Genomic DNA, 18,245 nt, shown 5'->3' on the forward strand with positions numbered 1-18,245 from the left:
GTCATGCACTTGCATTACATACTCAGGTGAGCCGATTATCGGGGGACACGACCGAGGAGGCTCGCCATGGCTTGGGACTTCGAGACCGACCCCGCCTACCAGGAACTTCTCGACTGGGCGGACGCCTTCGTCCGGGACGAGGTCGAACCCTTGGACCTGGTGCTCGGCGACCCCTACGACAAGGCCGACCCCCGCCACAAGCGGCTCGTGCGCCCCCTCCAGGACCAGGTGCGCGAGAAGGGCCTGTGGGCGTGCCACCTGGGGCCGGAACTGGGCGGCCAGGGGTACGGGCAGGTGAGGCTCGCGCTGCTGAACGAGATCCTGGGCCGCTCCCGCTGGGCGCCGTCGGTGTTCGGCTGCCAGGCGCCCGACTCCGGCAACGCCGAGATCATCGCCCATTTCGGCACCCCCGAGCAGAAGGAGCGCTACCTGCGCCCCCTCCTGGACGGCGAGATCTCCTCCTCGTACTCGATGACCGAGCCGCACGGGGGAGCCGACCCGACCCTGTTCACCACGCGCGCCGTCCGCGACGGCGACGGCTGGGTCCTCAACGGCGAGAAGTGGTTCTCCTCCAACGCCCGCCACGCGACCTTCCTGATCGTGATGGCCGTGACGAACCCCGACGTCTCCGCCTACGAGGGCATGTCGATGTTCATCGTGCCGGCCGACGCGCCCGGCCTGGTCACGGTCCGGAACGTGGGCGTCGGCGGCGAGCGCGAGGGCTCCCACGGCTACCTGCGCTACGAGGACGTCCGGGTGCCGGCGGAGAACCTCCTCGGCGACGAGGGCGGCGCGTTCGCCATCGCCCAGACGCGCCTCGGCGGGGGCCGGATCCACCACGCCATGCGGACGATCGCGCAGGTCCGCAAGGCGTTCGACATGATGTGCGAGCGCGCGGTCTCCCGGCGGACGCGCTTCGGGCCGCTGGCGAAGATGCAGATGACCCAGGAGAAGATCGCCGACAGCTGGATCGAGATCGAGCAGTTCCGGCTGCTCGTGCTGCGCACCGCCTGGCTGATCGACAAGCACCGGGACTACCGGGTCGTCCGCAAGGACATCGCCGCGGTGAAGGCCGCGATGCCGAAGGTGTACCACGACGTCGTGCAGCGCGCGATGCACCTGCACGGCGCGCTCGGCGTGTCGAACGAGATGCCGTTCGCCGCCATGATGATGGGGGCCGAGGCGATGGGCATCGCCGACGGCCCCACCGAGGTCCACAAGATCACCGTGGCCCGGCAGCTGCTGCGCGACGTCGAGCCCGTCGAGGGCCTGTGGCCGTCCGGCCACCTGCCCACCCGCCGGGAGGCGGCCCGCGAGCGGTTCGCCGAGGCCCTGGAGCATGCGATCGGCAATGAGTGACACACGGGAACGACTGCTGGACGCCGCCGAGACCCTCTACGCCGCCCGCGGCGTGGACGCCGTCAGCCTCCGGGAGATCCTCCAGGAGGCCGGCGCCCGCAACGCCACGGCCGTCCAGTACCACTTCGGGGACCGCGCCGGAATCCTGCGCGCGATCTTCGCCCGGCACGCGCCCGAGGTCGAGGCCCGCCGGCACGCCCTGCTCGACGCCTACGAGGACGGCGAGCGGGGCGTCCGCCCCCTGGCCGCCGCCCTGGTGAGGCCCATGGCCGCACGCCTCTCCGACGCGTCGGGCCGCGCCTACCTGCAGATCTGGGCGGACGTGCTGAACCGTCCCGACCCCCTCGTCCCCGTGGCGGTCCTGGACGACCCCCGCGACAGCCTGTGCCGCTGGCGCACCCTGGTGGAACCCCTGCTGGAGGAGGACGCGGCCCGGCTGCACCGCCGCTTCACCGCCATCCTGTACGCCGCGATCGAGCTGGCACGCCGCGCCCGCTCCGGCCCCCGCACCGACGACCGCCTGTTCACCAGCTACCTGGTCGACGTCGTCGCGGCGATCCTCGGCGCCCCCGTCTCCCCGGAGACCCGCCGCCTCGCCGCCGAACGCGACGCCGCCCGGCGCTGATCGCCGGAAGCCCAGGTCACGTTCGTCCAAGACGGCTGGATCGGCCTCCCGCAGACTGGGCATCCCAGACCTCAGGGAGGGACGATATGACCAGCGAGATCCGCCGCACCTTCTACCCGTTGATCCGGGCGGTCGACCCGGCCAGGACGCTCGAATGGCTGGAGAAGGCGTTCGGCTTCGAACCCGTCGACGTGCACAGGGACGACAAGGGCGCCATCGTGCACGCCGAGATGCGCTACGACACGGGCCTCATCATGTTCGGGCCCGCCTCGACCGCCAGGGCCGCCGTCTATGTCGCCGTCGACGACCCCGACGCCCACCACGCCCGCGCGAAGGCCGCCGGGGCCGATATCTTCCGCGAGCCGACAGACCAGGACTACGGCTCTCGCGACTACGCGGCCCGCGACCCCGACGGCAACGAGTGGTACTTCGGCACCTACCGCCCCTGACCCCTCGAAGGGCGGCCGGAAACGCGGGTCGCTCCGGCCGGGCATTCTGGCGATTAATGGGGGGCTTCGCGAGGAAGGCGGTGCTACCGTGCGGGAGCCGGCCGCGGGACTTCGGTGCGACTTCCGGAACTTGCCTATTAAGCGATGCTTCGCTGCTCGTGCCCCCATTCCCCGGCCGGCGCCTTCGACCGACCGGGGGAGTGATGAGCGAGACGTTCGCCGACCTCGTCGCGTGCGAGGACGTGCTGATGTTCGTGAACGCGGCGATCACGTCCACCGGGCAGCGGGAGTTCCACCACGGCTCGGGGGAGCAGCGGCTCAGCCTGGAGTTCCTCCACGAGTACATGCTGGAGAACTACCGCGACATGTACGCGGCGGTCCTCGCGCTGGACGTCAACGACCACAACGCCGCGATCATGATCCGCAACCTGCTGGTGCGCGCGGGCGACGTGGGGGTCGAGCGGCGCCGCGAGGAGGGGCGCCTGATCGCCCGTCGTCTGGAGAGGATGCCGCCGCAGCGGGTGTACCGGCTGTTCCGCGACCTGCGGCGGCTCGGCGTGAACAACCGGCGGACGCGCGCCGTCATCCGCGACTGGATGGCCGGGCGCCGGGACCCGGCGTTCGACTCCGTCAAGTACCGGACGGCGGTGAAGGACGCGGTGCGGCACGCGCATCTGCGGCTCCACGGCGAGCAGCCGTCGTTCCTGTTCGCTCCGTCCGGTGTCAAGGCGTTCCAGACGCCCCTCTACGAGCAGTGGCGGCGGGCCCACTACGAGCAGGCCGCGATCTACGAGCTGCCCTACACGGTCGCGGAGGGCTTCGCCGCCAAGCACAAGATCCCGCGCGAGGTCTTCCTGGAGCGGATCCAGCACCGCATGACGCGGCTGGAGCGGCTGCGCATGCAGGAGAGCGCGCGGGAGGCGAAGGTCGAGGCCGTGCGGGCCGACCTGGGCGAGATGCCGCTGACGAGGCTCGCCTCGTACGTGCTGGCCCTGCCGCTGGACGACCGGGCCCGGCGGCGGGCCGAGCTCACCCTGGCGCTGCGCACCGCCGCACGGCGCGTGGCCGGGGCCGCGCGCGGCTCGTGGGGACGGGTCACCGCCGTGCTGGACGACAGCTACTCCACGCTCGGCTCGGGGGAGAAGCGCAGGCGCCCGCTGGCGGTCGCGCTCGCCGCGCACTACCTGCTGGAGGCGCTCGCGAAGGAGTACACGCCTCTGTGGACGTCGGGACGCACCGACGAGCTGCTGGTCTACCCGTCCGGCCCGACGCCGCTCGGCCACCGGATCATCGACGCGCTGGAGACGGGGCCCGAGCGGCTCCTCATCGTCTCCGACGGGTGGGACAACGCGCCGCCGGGGCTGGCCGCCGACGTCCTGCGCGTCTGGCGGACGCGCCTGGACCCCGGGCACCGGCGCGCCCCCGGGCAGCGGGTCATGATCGTGCACCTGAACCCGGTGTACGACGCGGACGGCTTCGACGTGCGGCGGCTGGCGCCGGGCGTGCCGACCGCGGGCGTCCGGGACGCCGAGGACCTGCCGACGCTGGTCGAGTTCGCCCGGTTCGCCGAGGGGCGGGTCGGCCTGCCGAAGCTGCGGGCGCACCTGTCCGACCGGACCGCCCGCTTCCTCGGGGAGCCCGCATGACGACCACCCTGGAGGGGCTGGAGACCAGGCCCGCGCAGGCGTGGGGCTCGATCCGGCTCGTCCCCCTCGTCCGGGACGAGCCCGTGCCCCGCCTGCGGCTGCACCGCAGGGCGTTCGAGGAGCCGGTGACGGTCGTGGACGTGGGCGACGCCGCCTACGTCTCGTTCATCCCCCACGCCTTCGTCGCGACGTGGAGCGACGACGACCAGGCGCAGGCGGCCTCGTACGGGGCCCGCCTTCTCGAGCGCGACACCCGGGCGGCCCCGCCGCGCATGCCCGTGCGGTTCACGCGTCGGATGGCCAGGAAGGTCGGCAAGGACCGGCTCCGGTTCCTCCCTCTGCACCTGGCCGTCGAGGGCTACCTGGCGCTGCACTTCGGCGGCCCGGAGATCGCCTGGGAGGAGTGGTCGCGCAGGGCGGTCGCGCACGGGCTGTCGCCGCGCTGCGAGGAGTCCTACCTCGGCCGGCAGGTGCGCGGCCTGGAGGACGCGCTGCGCATCTTCGAGATCCATCCCGGCCAGTGCGGCGTGCTGGTGTACGTCGCCGACACTCTGGCCAGCGCGTTCGTCGTGCCGCATTCCGACGACTACCGGGCGCTGCACCCGACGCTGGTCGAGGATCTCTTCGGCGAGCTGATCTACATGTACGGCCTGCTGGGAGCGCCCGCGCGCGACCTGTCCGCGCCGATCGACCCCGCCGGCGTCAGGACGCTCGGCGACCTGCGCGCCGCGGCGGAGACGCGCGAGGCGGAGTGGGCCGCCTTCCACGACGAGGTCATGGCGGGGCGGCTCTTCGACGAGGCCGGGTCGCGCCAGGCGGTCCAGTCGCTGCACGGGTTCGAGCTGACGCGGTTCCTGCCCTCGTTCGCGCTGGGCAGGGAGAACCACATCGGGGAGATCATCACCGGCGGGGACGGCGAGGTCGCCTACCTCAAGACGTTCCGGCTCTCGGAGGCGCAGGTCAGGCGCGGGTACCTGCTCAGGCGGCTGGCCGAGCACGACTGGCGGCTGGACGCCACCGCCGCCGCTCTCGGCGCCGACCCCGCGGGCCTGGCGCTGCGCCTCGAACGGGCCGGCTTCGGCTACCTGCTGCGCCAGGACGTCCTCGACCACTTCCGGGCGCAGCGCCGCGCTACCTCAGGCCCGCGAAGAGGTCGTCCTCCCGGCTCGGCGCCTCGATCCGGCTGAAGCGGCGGACGAACGCCTCCGACGAGAACGCCGCCTTCTGCATCTCCTCCGGCAGCTTCAGCAGGAAGATGTTCTCGCCCTGGCTGGCGTGCGCCAGCAGCGCGTCGCGCTTGGCCTCGAAATGGGCGGAGACCTCCAGCGTGCTGGTGATCAGCTCGTCGGGGGTGCCGAAGTCCTCGGGCGGGTCGAAGCCGAGGTCCATGCCGGCGGCCCGGGCGGCCTCGAACATCTGCCTGATGCCCGACCGCGGAATGGCCGTGTAGTAGAGCTTGTCGGGAATGCCGGTCTGCTCGGCGGCGGCGAGCGCGATCCGGTGGGCCTGGATGTGGTCGGGGTGCCCGTAGCCGCCGTTCTCGTCGTAGGTGACGACCACCTGCGGCCGGTAGCGCTCCATCAGCGCGGCGAGGCGCCCGGCGGACTCCTCCAGCGGGACGTTCGCGAACGCCGCCGGGTCGTCGTTGGTCGACCAGCCGTCCATGCCGGAGTCGCGGTAGCCCAGCAGCTCCAGATGGCCGATGCCGAGCAGGGAGGCAGACTCGCGCAGTTCGCCGAGGCGGCGCCGCGCCACCTCTTCGGCGTCGTGCCCGGGCTCACCGGGCTTCACTCCGCCGGCGCCATCGCCCTGCTCACCGTTCGTGCAGGTGACCAGGACCGTGTGAACGCCCTCGCCCGCGCTGCGGGCGAGCAGGCCGCCGGTCCCCAGCACCTCGTCGTCGGGGTGGGCGTGGACGGCCATCAGCGTCAGTTCTCGTGTCATTCGGGGCTCCTCGGCAGGTTCGGCCGTCCACTCTATGTCGCGGGTGTGACAGTCGATCATGCCTGCGAGGTGGACTCGGCTCCCGACAGGTCGGCGGCCGTCAGCGGGTGCGCGGGCGCGTCGAAGGGGAACACCGAGGACGCCTCCATGCCGTCCAGCACGAGCAGCTCGCCGGGGTCGAGGAGCCGCCAGCCGGGGTCGTCGTCCAGGCGCTCGCTGGCGAGGACGCACGCGGGCGTCGACTCGCGGTGCCGGGCCACCTTCACCTGGCCCTGCTCGCGTCCCGCGCCGAGGTGGCGTTCCGCGCCCGGCTCGGTCAGGTGCGGCGCGATCACCCACAGCTCGTGGGTGTCCGGGTAGCGCAGCGCCCAGAGGCGCCCCGACTCGGCCAGCAGGATGTTCAACGCGAAGATCGGCAACTCGGCCGCGATGCGCCGGACGGCCGCGATCAGCCCGGACGCCGTGTCGCCCTGCCGCCGGATCTCCGCCGTGATGTAGGCGAACACGAACTCCGAGTCGGTCTGCCCCTGGATCGGCGCCCGGTCCACGTCCGTGAGCCAGGAGTCGAGGACGTCGACGCCCCGGACCACCCCGTTGTGGGCGAACAGCCGGTCGTCCATGACGAAGGGGTGGGAGTTGTGGACGTCGGGAGCGCCGGTCGAGGCGTACCGGACATGCGAGATGAAGGTGTGCGACACGACGTGCCGCGCCTCGGAGTTGAAGTCGGCGTCCTGGAACGCGGCGACGGGGGCGCGGTCGCGGACGGGCTCCCCGCCGAGCGAGAACCAGCCGAGGCCCGTCCCGTCGGGCATCCGGCGGCTCTGCGAGCGAAGGCTGTCCGGAGCGTCCAGCAGCCAGAAGGTGGCGCGGACTCGGGGTCCTCCCGTGGTCATCCCGAACAGGCGGCACATGCAGGGACGATGCCCGCCTGGCGGCGGCCTAAGACTCCGCGCGGCAAATGGCCTTCGACGGGCGGCCCCGGATGCCGTACGGTCCGTGTATGGGGTCGCCGGTGGTTCTGCTGGACGTTGACGGAGTGCTCAACCCGTTCGAGCGGCCGCACCGCGGCTTCCAGCGGCACGAGTGCTCCCCGAACGGCATGACCTACAAGCTGTGGCTCTATCCCGGGCACGGCGCGGCGCTTCTCGATCTGGCCGAGTCCACGGGCGCCGAGCTGGCGTGGGCGAGCTACTGGTGCGACAGCGCCAACGAGTGGATCGCGCCCCGCATCGGGCTTCCGGACCTGCCGTTCGTGCCGATCCCGCGGTTCCCCGGCATCACGGAGGGCCGCACGCTCGGCGCCTGGAAGGCCCGGCACGTGGCCGCGTGGGCGGAGGGCCGGCCGTTCGTCTGGTTCGAGGACGAGCCGGACGCCACCGAGTGCATCGCGGGGGAGCCGGACGTCGCCGACCACCTGCTCGTGGAGGTCGACCCGCTGACCGGCCTGACCGGTGACCACGTCGAGGTCGCCGCGGCCTGGCTGCGCGCCCGCTCCGGGTGATCGGCGGGCGCGGACGGCCCGAGGTGCCAAACGTCCAATACACCGCTTCCGGGGGCCTCCTAGCGTCGTGGGGGACAAGGAAGGGGACTGACCATGCCCAGATCACCGCTGATGGACCTGGCCTTCGGGTTCATGCCGGCCCAGATGATCCACGTTGCCACCGAGATCGGGGTGGCGGACGCCTTCACCGACGGCGGGCCGAGCACTAGCACCGAGCTGGCGGAGGCGACCGGCGCCCACGCGCCGTCCCTGCGCCGGCTGCTGCGCGGCCTCGCCGGCCTCGGCGTGGTGGAGCAGAAGGAGCCGGACCTGTTCGCGCTGACGGAGGAGGGGAGGCGGCTGCGCGCGGACGCCCCCGACTCGATCCGCTCGCTGATCAGGCTGTTCTGCGGCCCGCAGGTGTGGCGGACGTGGGGTGACATGGCCGAGACGGTCCGCACGGGCGAGTACGCGTGGGAGCGGGTCACGGGCAGTACGCCGTTCGAGTACTTCGCCTCGGACGCCGAGCTGTCGGCGACGTTCAACCGGGCGATGGCCGAGCACACCCGCGACGTCGCGCCGGCGTTCGTCGAGGCGCACGACTTCGCCCGCTACGGGACGGTCGCCGACCTCGGCGGCGGGGACGGCACGCTGCTCGCCGCGATCCTGCGGGCCCACCCCGGCCTGCGCGGTGTCCTGTTCGACCTGCCGACGGGACTGGCCGACGCGTCCGGGCCCCTGGCCGACGTCGCCGACCGGGCCGAGATCGTGCCGGGCGACTTCTTCGAGGCCGTCCCCGCGGGCCCCGACGCCTACGTACTCAAGAGCGTCGTCCACGACTGGGACGACGAGAAGGCCACCGCGATCCTCCGGAACTGCCGCGCCGCGATGGGCCCGGACGACCGAGTTCTGCTTCTGGAGCAGGTCATGCCGGAGATGGTCGCGCCGGAGTCGGCGGGCATCGTCCGCAACGACCTCAACATGCTCGTGGCGACCGGCGGGCGGGAACGCACCGAGGCCGAGTTCCGGGAGCTGCTGGACGGCGCGGGGCTCGGGGCCGTCTCGCTGACCGGGCCACTGCGGGAGACCGCCTACCACGTCATCGAGGCGGAGATCGCGGACTAGCCTGCGTCAGGGGCCACTTACGGCGGGGGCGCGCGGCCGGGCAGGATGGGAGCGCCGCAAACAGCCCGACGAAGGAGTGTCGCGTGAGTTCTCTCCACGGCCGTACGGCCCTGGTCACCGGAGGAAGCCGGGGGATCGGCCGGGCCATCGCCCTGGCGCTGGCGGCGGACGGCGCCCGGGTCGCCGTCGCCTACCGGCGCGACGACGAGGCGGCGCGCAAGACGGTCGCCGACATCGAGGCCGCCGGGTCGCGGGGCAGCGCTTTCCGCGCCTCGGTCGACGACCTCGACCAGTGCCGTTCCCTCGCAGCGCAGGTGGAGGCGGAGCTGGGCGGGCTGGACATCCTCGTGCACAGCGCCGGGATCGCCAGCCGCGGCAACAGCGTCGCCGACACCGATCCCGCCGAGCTGGAGCGGGTGATGCGCGTGCACGCGTTCGGCCCGCACCACCTCAGCCAGGCGCTGATCCCGCTGATGCGGCGCGCCGAGCGCAGCGACATGGTGTTCGTGTCGAGCGTCGCCACGGACATGATGCCGCCCTTCGGCGGGCCCTACGCGATGGGCAAGGCGGCCATGGAGGCGCTCGCCCAGGTGGTCGCCAAGGAGGAGCGCGGCAACGGCATGCACGTCAACGTCGTCGCGCCCGGCCTGGTGGACACCGAGATGGGGCGCCGGCTGGTCCGCGCGACGGCCGGCGTCGAGGACATCCGGCAGCAGGACGCCGTGTCCCCCTACGGGCACGTGTGCACGCCCGAAGAGGTCGCCGACGTGGTGCGGTTCCTCGTTTCGGACGCGGCGTCCTATGTGACCGGGCAGCGCGTCGTCGTGGACGGCGGGACGTTCTGACGCTCAGTGGCGCGTCCAGTCGGGCTGGGTGAAGTCGGCGACCCTGGCGGACCGGCCGAACAGCACCACCTCGCGGAACTGCCACAGCATCGCGCCGGTCGGGGCGTGGACGCGCCACTGGGGGCCCAGTCGCATCTGCAGCATGCGCCCGCCGCCCGGCTGGGGGACCCAGACGGGGGTGTCGTCGGCGGCGAGTCTGCGCAGGCTCGTGTGATGGACGGAGTGGACCTCGTCCGGGCTCGGCGCGAGGGGGCCCGGGGCGTCCAGCGCCACCACGACCGGCGTGATCGCGAAGCCCGAGGCGGCGGGGAAGTCGTCGAGCCTGCCGAGGACGTCGGCGGGACCGGCGGCCAGGCCGATCTCCTCGTGCAGCTCGCGCAGCGCCGCCTGCTCGGAGGTCTCGCCGTCCTCCAGGCGGCCGCCCGGCAGCCCCCACTGGCCCGCGTTGCGGCCCCGGTCGGCGCGCTTGATGAGGATGACCGACGGGACGCCCTCGTGCTCGACCGCGCACAGCACCACCCCGGCGCGGCGCAGGCCGGGCGTGTCCGGAACGCTCGTGTGCTCGAACGAGCCGAGCCGTCCGGCGGCGAGCGCCCGGAACGCGGCGAGGTCGTCGAAGGGGCCGGCGGAGGGGGCGCTCATGTCTCGATCCTGCCAGGCTCCGCCTCCGCCTCCTGCTCCGACTCCCGCGCGTACCGCCCCGGCGAGGTCCCCACGGCCGCGGTGAAGTCGCGGGTGAAGTGCGCCTGGTCGGCGTAGCCCAGCTCGGCCGCCAGCTCCGCCCAGTCGACCCCCGTCCCGGACGCGGCACGCTCGGCGGCCTCCTGCATCCGGAACCGCCGGATCACCCACTTCGGGCCGATGCCCACGTACTCGTGGAACAGGCGCTGCAGGCCGCGCGCGCTCAGCCCGACGTCCTCGGCCAGGTCGCCGACCCGCACCAGGCCCGGCCAGGCCGCGATCCGCTCGACGACCGCGGCGGCCTTCTCGGCGGACGGGTCGGGCTCGGGGTGCCGGGCGGACAGGAACGCCGCGAGCCGGCCGATCGCCTCGTGCGCGTCGGCGGTCGCGAACACCTCCCCGGCGAGGCCCAGGCCCTCCTCGCCGAAGACCTCGTCAACCCCCGGGAACCGGCCGGTCAGCGTGGAGACCGGCGCGTCCATGAACGGCCTGAACCCGCCCGGCCGGAAGGCGGCCCCCACCACGCGCCCCTCGCCGTGGATCTCCTCGACGAAGTCGTCCCGCACGACGCCCGCGATCCGCGCCCGCGTCGTCCGGGTGGTCAGGTAGCTGGTGAACGTCATGTGGACCGACGGCCGCGTGAGGACCCGCTGGCGGTGCGGTGGACGCCCCCGCAGGTCCCAGCGCAGGACCCAGAAGTCCGCGACGAAGGGAGCGAGCGCGGCGGGAGGTTCGAGCCGCTCGATCCGGAAGCGCTCCAGCCCCGTCCGCGCGTGCAGGATGCCCCGCGTCCCCTCGGGTAGGGATCGTTCCACCGGCTCAGGCTAACCGGTGTCGCGTTTTTTCAAGACCGGCGCCGCGGCGCCGTTCTACCGTGCAAGTGTGTTCGAACGGATGAGCGAGGAAGAGGCCATGGAGATCCGGAGCCAGATGACGCCCGCCGCGGAGGCCGCGGCGCGGATCGTCCTGGAGATCCCCGAAGAGAAGATGGACGCCCCCACACCCTGCCCGGACTGGGACGTGCGGGCGCTTCTCAACCACCTGATCTTCTGGACCTCGCGGGGCGAGAGCGCCGCGCGCAAGGCGCCGCCCGCCGGACCGGCGGAGGACCACGACTTCACCGCCGAGCCCGGCTGGGCCGAGCGGTTCGCGGAGCAGGCCCGCCGGACCGCCGAGGCCTGGCAGGACCCCGCCGCCTGGGAGGGGAACACCAGCCTCACCGGCAACAAGGAGGGCATGCCCGCCGGGTTCATCGGCGGGATCGTGCTCGGCGAGTGCGTCCTGCACGGCTGGGACCTCGCCGTCGCCGCCGGCCGCGAGCCCGCCTTCCCGGAGCCGGTGCTCCGGGCCGCCTGGGAGCAGGTCGTCTCGACGGCGGAGATCAGTCGCCAGTACGGCGCGCTCGGCCCGGAGGTGGCCGTGCCCGAGGACGCGCCGCTGCTCGACCGCCTCCTCGGGATGTCCGGCCGCGACCCGTACTGGAAGCCCTGAAACCCTGGCCCGCGCGCGGGTCCCGGCGCGAGCGGGGGCCCGCGCGCTCTACGCTGGTAGGCATGTCTTCGACCTCTTCGATCCGCGTACGCTTCGCCCCGTCACCGACCGGCATGTTCCATGTCGGCGGCGCCCGCTCGGCGCTGTTCAACTGGGCGATGGCCGCCCAGTCCGGCGGGACGCTCGTGCTGCGGATCGAGGACACCGACGCCTCCCGCAACAGCCCCGAATGGACCGAGGGCATCATCCGCGCCCTGGCGTGGCTCGGGATGGACGGCGGGCAGTACGAGGGCCCCTACTTCCAGTCCGCCAACGCCGACAAGCACGCCGAGGCCGTCCACACGCTGAAGGACGCCGGGCGCGCCTACTACTGCGACTGCTCCCGCGAGGCCGTGATCGCCCGGACCGGCGACCAGCACAAGGGCTACGACGGCTTCTGCCGCGACCGCGGTCTGGAGTCCGGCCCCGGACGCGCCCTCCGCTTCCGCACCCCGGACGAGGGGCAGACCACCGTGGTCGACCTCCTGCGCGGCAAGCCGGTCTTCGAGAACGCCGTCCTCGAGGACTTCGTCATCGCCCGCGCCGACGGGTCCGTCACGTTCCTGTTGGCCAACGCGGTCGACGACATGAGCCAGGGCATCACCCACGTGGTGCGCGGCGAGGAGCACCTGTCCAACGCGCCCAAGCAGCAGCTGCTGTGGGAGGCGCTCGGCGCCGAGCCGCCGGTGTGGGCGCACGTGCCCGTCATCGTGAACGAGAAGCGGCAGAAGCTGTCCAAGCGCCGCGACAAGGTCGCCCTGGAGGACTACCGCGCCGAGGGCTACCTCGCCGAGGCCATGCGCAACTACCTGATGCTGCTCGGCTGGGCGCCGTCCGACGACCGCGAGATCGTCCCCTGGGACGTGATGGTCGACGAGTTCCGCATCGAGGACGTCAACACCTCGCCCGCGTTCTTCGACGTCAAGAAGCTCCGCGCCATCAACGGCGAGTACATCCGGGCCCTGGCGCCCGAGAAGTTCATCGCCGAGTGCCTGCCGTTCCTGCAGGAGGCGCCGTTCGACGTCGACGTCGCGGTGTTCGCCGAGCTGGCTCCGCTCGCGCAGACCCGCGTCGCGCTGCTGTCGGAGATCGTCCAGATGATCGACTTCGCGTTCCTGGACGAGCCGCCGTCCGACGAGCAGTCCTGGAACAAGGCCATGAAGGAGCCCGCCGCCGCCATCCTCGCCGCCGCCGAGGCCGCCTACCAGGACGCGCCGTGGAACGCCGCCGAGCTGAAGGACCGGCTGGAGCGGGTCGGCGCCGAGCACGGGCTCAAGCTCGGCAAGACCCAGGCGCCCGTCCGCGTCGCCGTCACCGGCCGCACGGTGGGGCTGCCGCTGTTCGAGTCGCTGGAGATCCTGGGCCGCGACCGCACCCTCGCCCGCATCGCCGCCGCCCGCGCCCGGCTGGAGGCCGGCGCCTAGCCGCCCGCGCGGGCGCCCGGAGCGGTCAGTCCGCGGCGGGCGCCCGCCCGTCCAGGGCCTCGCGGAGGAGGAGGATCCTGCGGCTGAGCTCCTCGTACTCGTCGCGCAGCGTGGCCGGGACGTGCTTGCCGAGCACCTCCGCCTGCTCCTCCACCGAGGCCAGCCGGTCGCCCGCGGAATCGCCCGCGGAATCGCCGGCGGGCGCCTCCTGCGGCGCCCCCGCCGGACGCGCCTTCAGCAAGGCCGTCTGGTCCCTCAGCAGGGCCGCCTGCTCGCGCAGCAGCGCCGTCTGGTCGCGGAGCTGCTTGTTCTTGTTGTGCAGCTCCACGAACACCGAGACCTTGGCCCGCAGGACCCACGGGTCGAACGGCTTGGAGATGAAGTCGACCGCGCCCGCCGCGTAACCGCGGAAGGCGTAGTCGGGGTCGCTGTTCACCGCCGTGAGGAAGATGATCGGCAGATCGCGGGTCTTCTTGCGGCGCTTGATGTCGCGGGCCGTCTCGAAGCCGTCCATGCCCGGCATGACGACGTCCAGCAGGATGACCGCGTACTCCTCGGTGAGAAGCGCCTTCAGCGCGTCCTCGCCGGACCGCGCCCGGACCAGGTCCTGATCGAGCGAGCTGAGGATGGCCTCCAGCGCGATCAGGTTCTCCTCGCGGTCGTCCACGAGCAGGATCTTGGCCTTGTCGTCCACGCGCGTTTCTCCGATCCCGGTCCCCGCCAGCGCCGCACCCCCACGGCGACCCTACTGTCCGGCTCCTCTCCTCAGCGGACGATGGAGGGCTGCAGCCAGTTCCTCATGACATCTAGGAGATGGTCCACGTCCACGGGCTTCGGCACATAGTCCGACGCGCCCGAGGCAAGGCTCTTCTCCCGGTCCTCCTTCATCACCTTGGCGGTGATGACGATGATCGGCAACTCGGCGAACTGCGGCATCTCCCTGATCGCGGCCGTGGTGGCGTAGCCGTCCAGGCCGGGCATCATGATGTCCATCAGCACGACCGCCACATCCGGGTTGCGGTGCAGGACGTCGATCCCGGCCTGCCCGTCCTCCGCGTAGAGGACCTCCATGCCGTAGCCCTCCAGCACGCTGGTGAGCGCGAACACGTTCCGCACGTCGTCGTCGACGATCAGGACCTTGCGGCCTGACAGCACCGTGTCGAGGAAGTCCGTGGGCGGCTCCTGCAGCATCCCGTTCAGGGCCTGCTCGGACTTGCCTGCGCGCCGCCCGCCGGACCGGCGCCGCTCCACCGGAAGCGCGCCCTCCGCGACCGGGGCCCCGGCACCGCCGTTCCCGTGCGGGCCGCCGGAGACCGCCCCGGGCGCGGCCTCCGCCTCCGCGCCGACCGCCTCCTCCGGCAGCGCCGAGCGGCGCCGGCCGTCGCGGTCGCTGTACTGGGCGGGCAGGTAGAGCGTGAACACGCTGCCGCGGCCCGGCTGGCTCTCGGCGTGGATCTCGCCGCCCAGCAGCCGCGCGATGTTCCGGCTGATCGACAGGCCGAGCCCGGTGCCGCCGTAGCGGCGGCTCGTGGTCCCGTCCGCCTGCTGGAACGGCTCGAAGATCTCCTGGAGCTTGTCGGCGCTCACGCCGATCCCGGTGTCGATCACCCGGAACGCGATCACGTCGGGGGTGTTCCACAGCGCGGGCAGCGTGAAGTCGATGTCGCCGGCCCGTTCGATCAGGAGCCGCACCTCGCCCTCGGCGGTGAACTTCACCGCGTTCGACAGCAGGTTCCGCAGCACCTGCTGCAACCGCTGCTCGTCGGTGTTGAGGGCGGCCGGGACGTCCGGCGCGACCTCCACCCCGAACTGCAGGCCCTTGTCGACCGACAGCGGGCGGAACGTGGCGTCCACGTAGTCGACCAGCGCCGACACCGAGAGCCGCTGCGGGTGCGCCTCCATCTTCCCGGCCTCGACCTTCGCCAGGTCCAGGATGTCGTTGATCAGCTCCAGCAGGTCGGTGCCGGACTCGTGGATCGTCCGGGCGAACTCCACCTGCTTGTCGGTGAGGTTGCCGTCCTGGTTCTCCGACAGCAGCTTGGCCAGCACCAGCAGGCTGTTCAGCGGCGTGCGCAACTCGTGCGACATGTTCGCCAGGAACTCCGACTTGTACCGGGAGGAGATCGCCAGCTGCTCGGCGCGCTCCTCCAGCGTCCGCCTGGCCTGCTCGATCTGGAAGTTCTGGATCTCGATCGCGCGGTTCTGCTGGGCCAGCAGCGCCGCCTTCTCCTCCAGCTCGGTGTTGGAGTGCCGGAGCTCGCCCTGCTGGCGCTGCAGCTCGTCCGAGCGCTCCTGCAGCTCCTGCGCGAGCCGCTGCGACTCGCCGAGCAGCGCCTCGGTGCGGGTGTTGGCCCGGATCGCGTTGAGCGTGACCCCGATCGTCTCGATCAGCTGGCTGAAGAACGCCAGGTGGACGTCGGTGAACCGGCCGAACGAGGCGAGCTCGATCGCGCCGAGCACCTCGTCCTCGAACACGATCGGCAGGACGATGATGTTGACCGGGGACGCCTCGCCGAGACCCGATCCGATCTTGACGTAGTCGGCGGGGGCGTCGGCGATCAGCAGCGGCCGGCGCTCCTGCGCCGCCTGCCCGACGAGGCCCTCGCCCAGACCGAACCGGACGGCGCCGCCGCGGTGCCGCCGCGTCCCGTACCCGGCGATCAGCACGAGGTCGGTGTCCTCGCCCGCGTTCTCGGCCAGGTAGAACGCGCCGTACTGGGCGCTGGCGGTCGGCGTCAGCTCACGCATGATCAGGTCGGCGACCTGCTGGAGGTCGCGGTGGCCCTGCATGAGCCCGCCGATCCGCGCCAGGTTGGTCTTGAGCCAGTCCTGCTCCTCGTTGGCGCGGGTCGTCTCGCGCAGCGTCGCGACCATCAGGTTGACGTTGTCGCTCAGCTCGGCGACCTCGCCGCGCGCCTCGACGGTGATCGTCCGGGTCAGGTCGCCGGTGGCGACCGCGCTCGCGACCTCGCCGATCGCGCGGACCTGCGTGGTCAGGTTGCCGGCCAGCTCGTTGACGCTCTCGGTGAGCCGCTTCCAGGTGCCCGAGACGCCCTCGACCTCGGCCTGGCCGCCGAGACGGCCCTCGATGCCGACCTCCCGCGCAACGCGGGTGACCTCGGACGCGAACGACGACAGCGTGTCGACCATCGTGTTCAGCGTGGTCTTCAGCTCCAGGATCTCGCCCTGGGCGTCCACGTCGATGCGCCGCGTCAGGTCGCCGTGCGCGACCGCGGTCGCGACCTGCGCGATGTTGCGGACCTGGTAGGTCAGGTTGGACGCCATGCCGTTGACGTTGTCGGTCAGGTCCTTCCACATGCCGCCCGCGCCGGGCACCCGGGCCTGGCCGCCGAGGCGGCCCTCGGTGCCGACCTCGCGGGCGACGCGGCTGACCTCGTCGGCGAACGCCGACAGCGTGTCGACCATCGTGTTGAGGGTGGTCTTCAACTGCAGGATCTCGCCCTGCGCGTCGACCTCGATCTTGCGGGTCAGGTCGCCCTGCGCCACAGCCGTGGTGACCTGCGCGATTCCGCGCACCTGGTTGGTGAGATTGTTCGCCATCGAGTTGACGTTGTCGGTCAGGTCGAGCCAGACCCCGCCCGCGCCGGGCACGATCGCCTGGCCGCCGAGCCGCCCCTCCGTGCCGACCTCCCGCGCGACGCGGGTCACCTCGGAGGCGAAGGCCGACAGCGTGTCGACCATCGCGTTCACGGTGTCCTTGAGCTCCAGGATCTCGCCCTGCGCGTCGACCGTGATCTTCTTGCCGAGGTCGCCCTCGGCGACCGCGGTGGTGACCTGCGCGATGTTGCGGACCTGGTAGGTCAGGTTGGACGCCATGCCGTTGACGTTGTTGGTCAGGTCCTTCCACACGCCGCTCACGCCGGGCACCCGGGCCTGGCCGCCGAGGCGGCCCTCGGTGCCGACCTCGCGGGCGACGCGGGTGACCTCGTCGGCGAACGCCGAAAGGGTGTCGACCATCGTGTTCACGGTGTTCTTGAGCTGCAGGATCTCGCCCTGCGCGTCGACCGTGATCTTCTTGCCGAGGTCGCCCTCGGCGACCGCGGTGGTGACCTGCGCGATGTTGCGGACCTGGTAGGTCAGGTTGTTGGCCATCGCGTTGACGTTGTCGGTCAGGTTCTTCCAGACGCCGCTGACGCCCGGCACGTTCGCCTGACCGCCCAGCTGCCCCTCCGTGCCGACCTCGCGGGCCACGCGGGTGACCTCGCCGGCGAACGCCGACAGCTGGTCGACCATCGTGTTCACGGTGAGCTTCAGCTCCTGCAGCTCACCGGTCGCCTCGACCGTGACCTTGCGGGTCAGGTCGCCGCGCGCCACCGCCGTGGTGACCTCCGCGATGTCGCGGACCTGCGAGGTCAGCCGCGACGCCATCACGTTCACCGACGCGGTCACGTCCCGCCAGCGGCCGGTCATACCGCGCGCGGGAGCCTGGCCGCCGAGCCGCCCCTCGGTGCCGACCTCGCGGGCGAACTGGGTGACCTCCCAGGTGAACTGGTCGAGCAGCTCGACCATGCCGTTGACCGACCTGGCCATGCGCAGCAGCTCCCCGCGCATCGGCCTGCCCCGCACCCGCAGCTCCACCCGCTGGCTCAGGTCGCCGGCGGCCACCGCCTCCACCACCTGGCTCATGCCGGTGGCGAGGTCGGTGAGCTTGTCGATGATCGCGTTGGCGTCCTCCACCGCGCCCGCCCAGGTGCCCCGCAGCGTCCCCGGCGTCAGGCGGCCCCGCAGCTGCCCCTCCCGGCCGATCTCCTTCCGGACGCGGCTCAGGCCCGAGGCGAGCTCCATGCCGTTCTCCCGGATCTCCTCCAGGACGGCGGCGGCCTCCGCCACGGCCCCCTCGCCCGGCACGTTCAGCTCCGACCTCGCCTTGCCGTCCCGCACGGCGACCAGCGCCTTCAGGAGCGGTTCGAGGTCCGCGTCGCTGTAACGCGGGGTGGTGTCGCGGTACCCGCCACTGGGGCGGGCACGTGACGCGGTACGCGGCATGCTGTTCATCCTCCTGGCCCGCGATTCGTCGGTTATCCGGATACCACGGACTCCTGGCTGCTCTGGGGGCCTCATCGGCCGCACCTGTACTCTACGTCGCCGCGCGGCGGCGGACTTTCTTCCGCGTGGT

General features: G+C 72.2%; 16 protein-coding genes. 10 read left to right on the top strand and 6 right to left on the bottom strand.

Translation table 11 applies throughout. The annotated features are described in order from the left end of the window. Positions 1–66 precede the first annotated feature (66 nt). The 5 genes from BKA00_RS06165 to BKA00_RS06185 all read left to right on the top strand — a co-directional run bounded on the left by BKA00_RS06165 (position 67) and on the right by BKA00_RS06185 (position 5,266). Complete coding sequence (locus BKA00_RS06165) at positions 67–1,359, top strand: acyl-CoA dehydrogenase family protein (protein WP_185023991.1); 1,293 nt, start codon at positions 67–69, stop codon at positions 1,357–1,359. Beyond that, on the top strand, positions 1,352–1,984 hold the full coding sequence (locus tag BKA00_RS06170) for a TetR/AcrR family transcriptional regulator (protein WP_230299280.1): 633 nt from the start codon (positions 1,352–1,354) through the stop codon (positions 1,982–1,984). Before BKA00_RS06165 ends, BKA00_RS06170 begins: the two co-directional genes overlap by 8 nt. A gap of 86 nt (positions 1,985–2,070) precedes the next feature. Beyond that, positions 2,071–2,433: a VOC family protein gene (locus BKA00_RS06175; RefSeq protein ID WP_185023993.1), complete on the top strand. Its 363-nt coding sequence runs from the start codon at positions 2,071–2,073 to the stop codon at positions 2,431–2,433. 203 nt (positions 2,434–2,636) lie between these two features. Continuing rightward, positions 2,637–4,079 (top strand): hypothetical protein, encoded by a 1,443-nt coding sequence (locus BKA00_RS06180; RefSeq protein WP_185023994.1) that lies wholly within the window; start codon positions 2,637–2,639, stop codon positions 4,077–4,079. Then, positions 4,076–5,266: an ARPP-2 domain-containing protein gene (locus BKA00_RS06185; protein WP_185023995.1), complete on the top strand. Its 1,191-nt coding sequence runs from the start codon at positions 4,076–4,078 to the stop codon at positions 5,264–5,266. Before BKA00_RS06180 ends, BKA00_RS06185 begins: the two co-directional genes overlap by 4 nt. Here BKA00_RS06185 and BKA00_RS06190 read toward each other — a convergent pair. Both BKA00_RS06190 and BKA00_RS06195 read right to left on the bottom strand, forming a co-directional pair. Continuing rightward, positions 5,211–6,023, bottom strand: a complete 813-nt coding sequence (locus BKA00_RS06190; RefSeq protein ID WP_185023996.1) for a PIG-L family deacetylase — start codon at positions 6,021–6,023, stop codon at positions 5,211–5,213. The two genes, BKA00_RS06185 and BKA00_RS06190, sit on opposite strands and share 56 nt — an antisense overlap. A 56-nt stretch (positions 6,024–6,079) precedes the next feature. Further along, the gene (locus tag BKA00_RS06195; RefSeq protein ID WP_185023997.1) at positions 6,080–6,934 is read right to left on the bottom strand and encodes a class II glutamine amidotransferase; all 855 of its coding nucleotides are present in this window, start codon (positions 6,932–6,934) and stop codon (positions 6,080–6,082) included. 89 nt (positions 6,935–7,023) lie between these two features. Here BKA00_RS06195 and BKA00_RS06200 point away from each other — a divergent pair, with 89 nt between their 5' ends. The 3 genes from BKA00_RS06200 to BKA00_RS06210 all read left to right on the top strand — a co-directional run bounded on the left by BKA00_RS06200 (position 7,024) and on the right by BKA00_RS06210 (position 9,473). Beyond that, complete coding sequence (locus tag BKA00_RS06200) at positions 7,024–7,524, top strand: HAD domain-containing protein (RefSeq protein ID WP_185023998.1); 501 nt, start codon at positions 7,024–7,026, stop codon at positions 7,522–7,524. A gap of 93 nt (positions 7,525–7,617) precedes the next feature. Then, on the top strand, positions 7,618–8,628 hold the full coding sequence (locus BKA00_RS06205) for a methyltransferase (RefSeq protein ID WP_185023999.1): 1,011 nt from the start codon (positions 7,618–7,620) through the stop codon (positions 8,626–8,628). 83 nt (positions 8,629–8,711) lie between these two features. After that, the gene (locus BKA00_RS06210) at positions 8,712–9,473 is read left to right on the top strand and encodes an SDR family NAD(P)-dependent oxidoreductase (protein WP_185024000.1); all 762 of its coding nucleotides are present in this window, start codon (positions 8,712–8,714) and stop codon (positions 9,471–9,473) included. Between the two features lie 3 nt (positions 9,474–9,476). Here the strand turns inward: BKA00_RS06210 and BKA00_RS06215 are convergent, their stop codons facing one another. Continuing rightward, on the bottom strand, positions 9,477–10,115 hold the full coding sequence (locus BKA00_RS06215) for an NUDIX hydrolase (RefSeq protein ID WP_185024001.1): 639 nt from the start codon (positions 10,113–10,115) through the stop codon (positions 9,477–9,479). Continuing rightward, positions 10,112–10,969, bottom strand: coding sequence for a helix-turn-helix domain-containing protein (locus tag BKA00_RS40295; protein ID WP_221493030.1), 858 nt, complete (start codon positions 10,967–10,969; stop codon positions 10,112–10,114). Before BKA00_RS40295 ends, BKA00_RS06215 begins: the two co-directional genes overlap by 4 nt. A gap of 79 nt (positions 10,970–11,048) precedes the next feature. Between BKA00_RS40295 and BKA00_RS06225 the strand changes: the two genes are divergently transcribed. Continuing rightward, a complete protein-coding gene (locus tag BKA00_RS06225; RefSeq protein WP_244993770.1) occupies positions 11,049–11,645 on the top strand; it encodes a TIGR03086 family metal-binding protein in 597 nt (198 codons plus the stop codon). 62 nt (positions 11,646–11,707) lie between these two features. Beyond that, the gene (gltX, locus tag BKA00_RS06230) at positions 11,708–13,108 is read left to right on the top strand and encodes a glutamate--tRNA ligase (protein ID WP_185024002.1); all 1,401 of its coding nucleotides are present in this window, start codon (positions 11,708–11,710) and stop codon (positions 13,106–13,108) included. A 25-nt stretch (positions 13,109–13,133) separates the two neighbouring features. Here the strand turns inward: gltX and BKA00_RS06235 are convergent, their stop codons facing one another. Beyond that, complete coding sequence (locus BKA00_RS06235) at positions 13,134–13,802, bottom strand: response regulator (protein ID WP_185024003.1); 669 nt, start codon at positions 13,800–13,802, stop codon at positions 13,134–13,136. Positions 13,803–13,873: 71 nt separating this feature from the next. Beyond that, a complete protein-coding gene (locus BKA00_RS06240; RefSeq protein ID WP_221493031.1) occupies positions 13,874–18,115 on the bottom strand; it encodes a hybrid sensor histidine kinase/response regulator in 4,242 nt (1,413 codons plus the stop codon). Between the last annotated feature and the right edge of the window lie 130 nt (positions 18,116–18,245).

The organism is Actinomadura coerulea (assembly GCF_014208105.1).
GTDB classification, from domain to species: domain Bacteria; phylum Actinomycetota; class Actinomycetes; order Streptosporangiales; family Streptosporangiaceae; genus Spirillospora; species Spirillospora coerulea.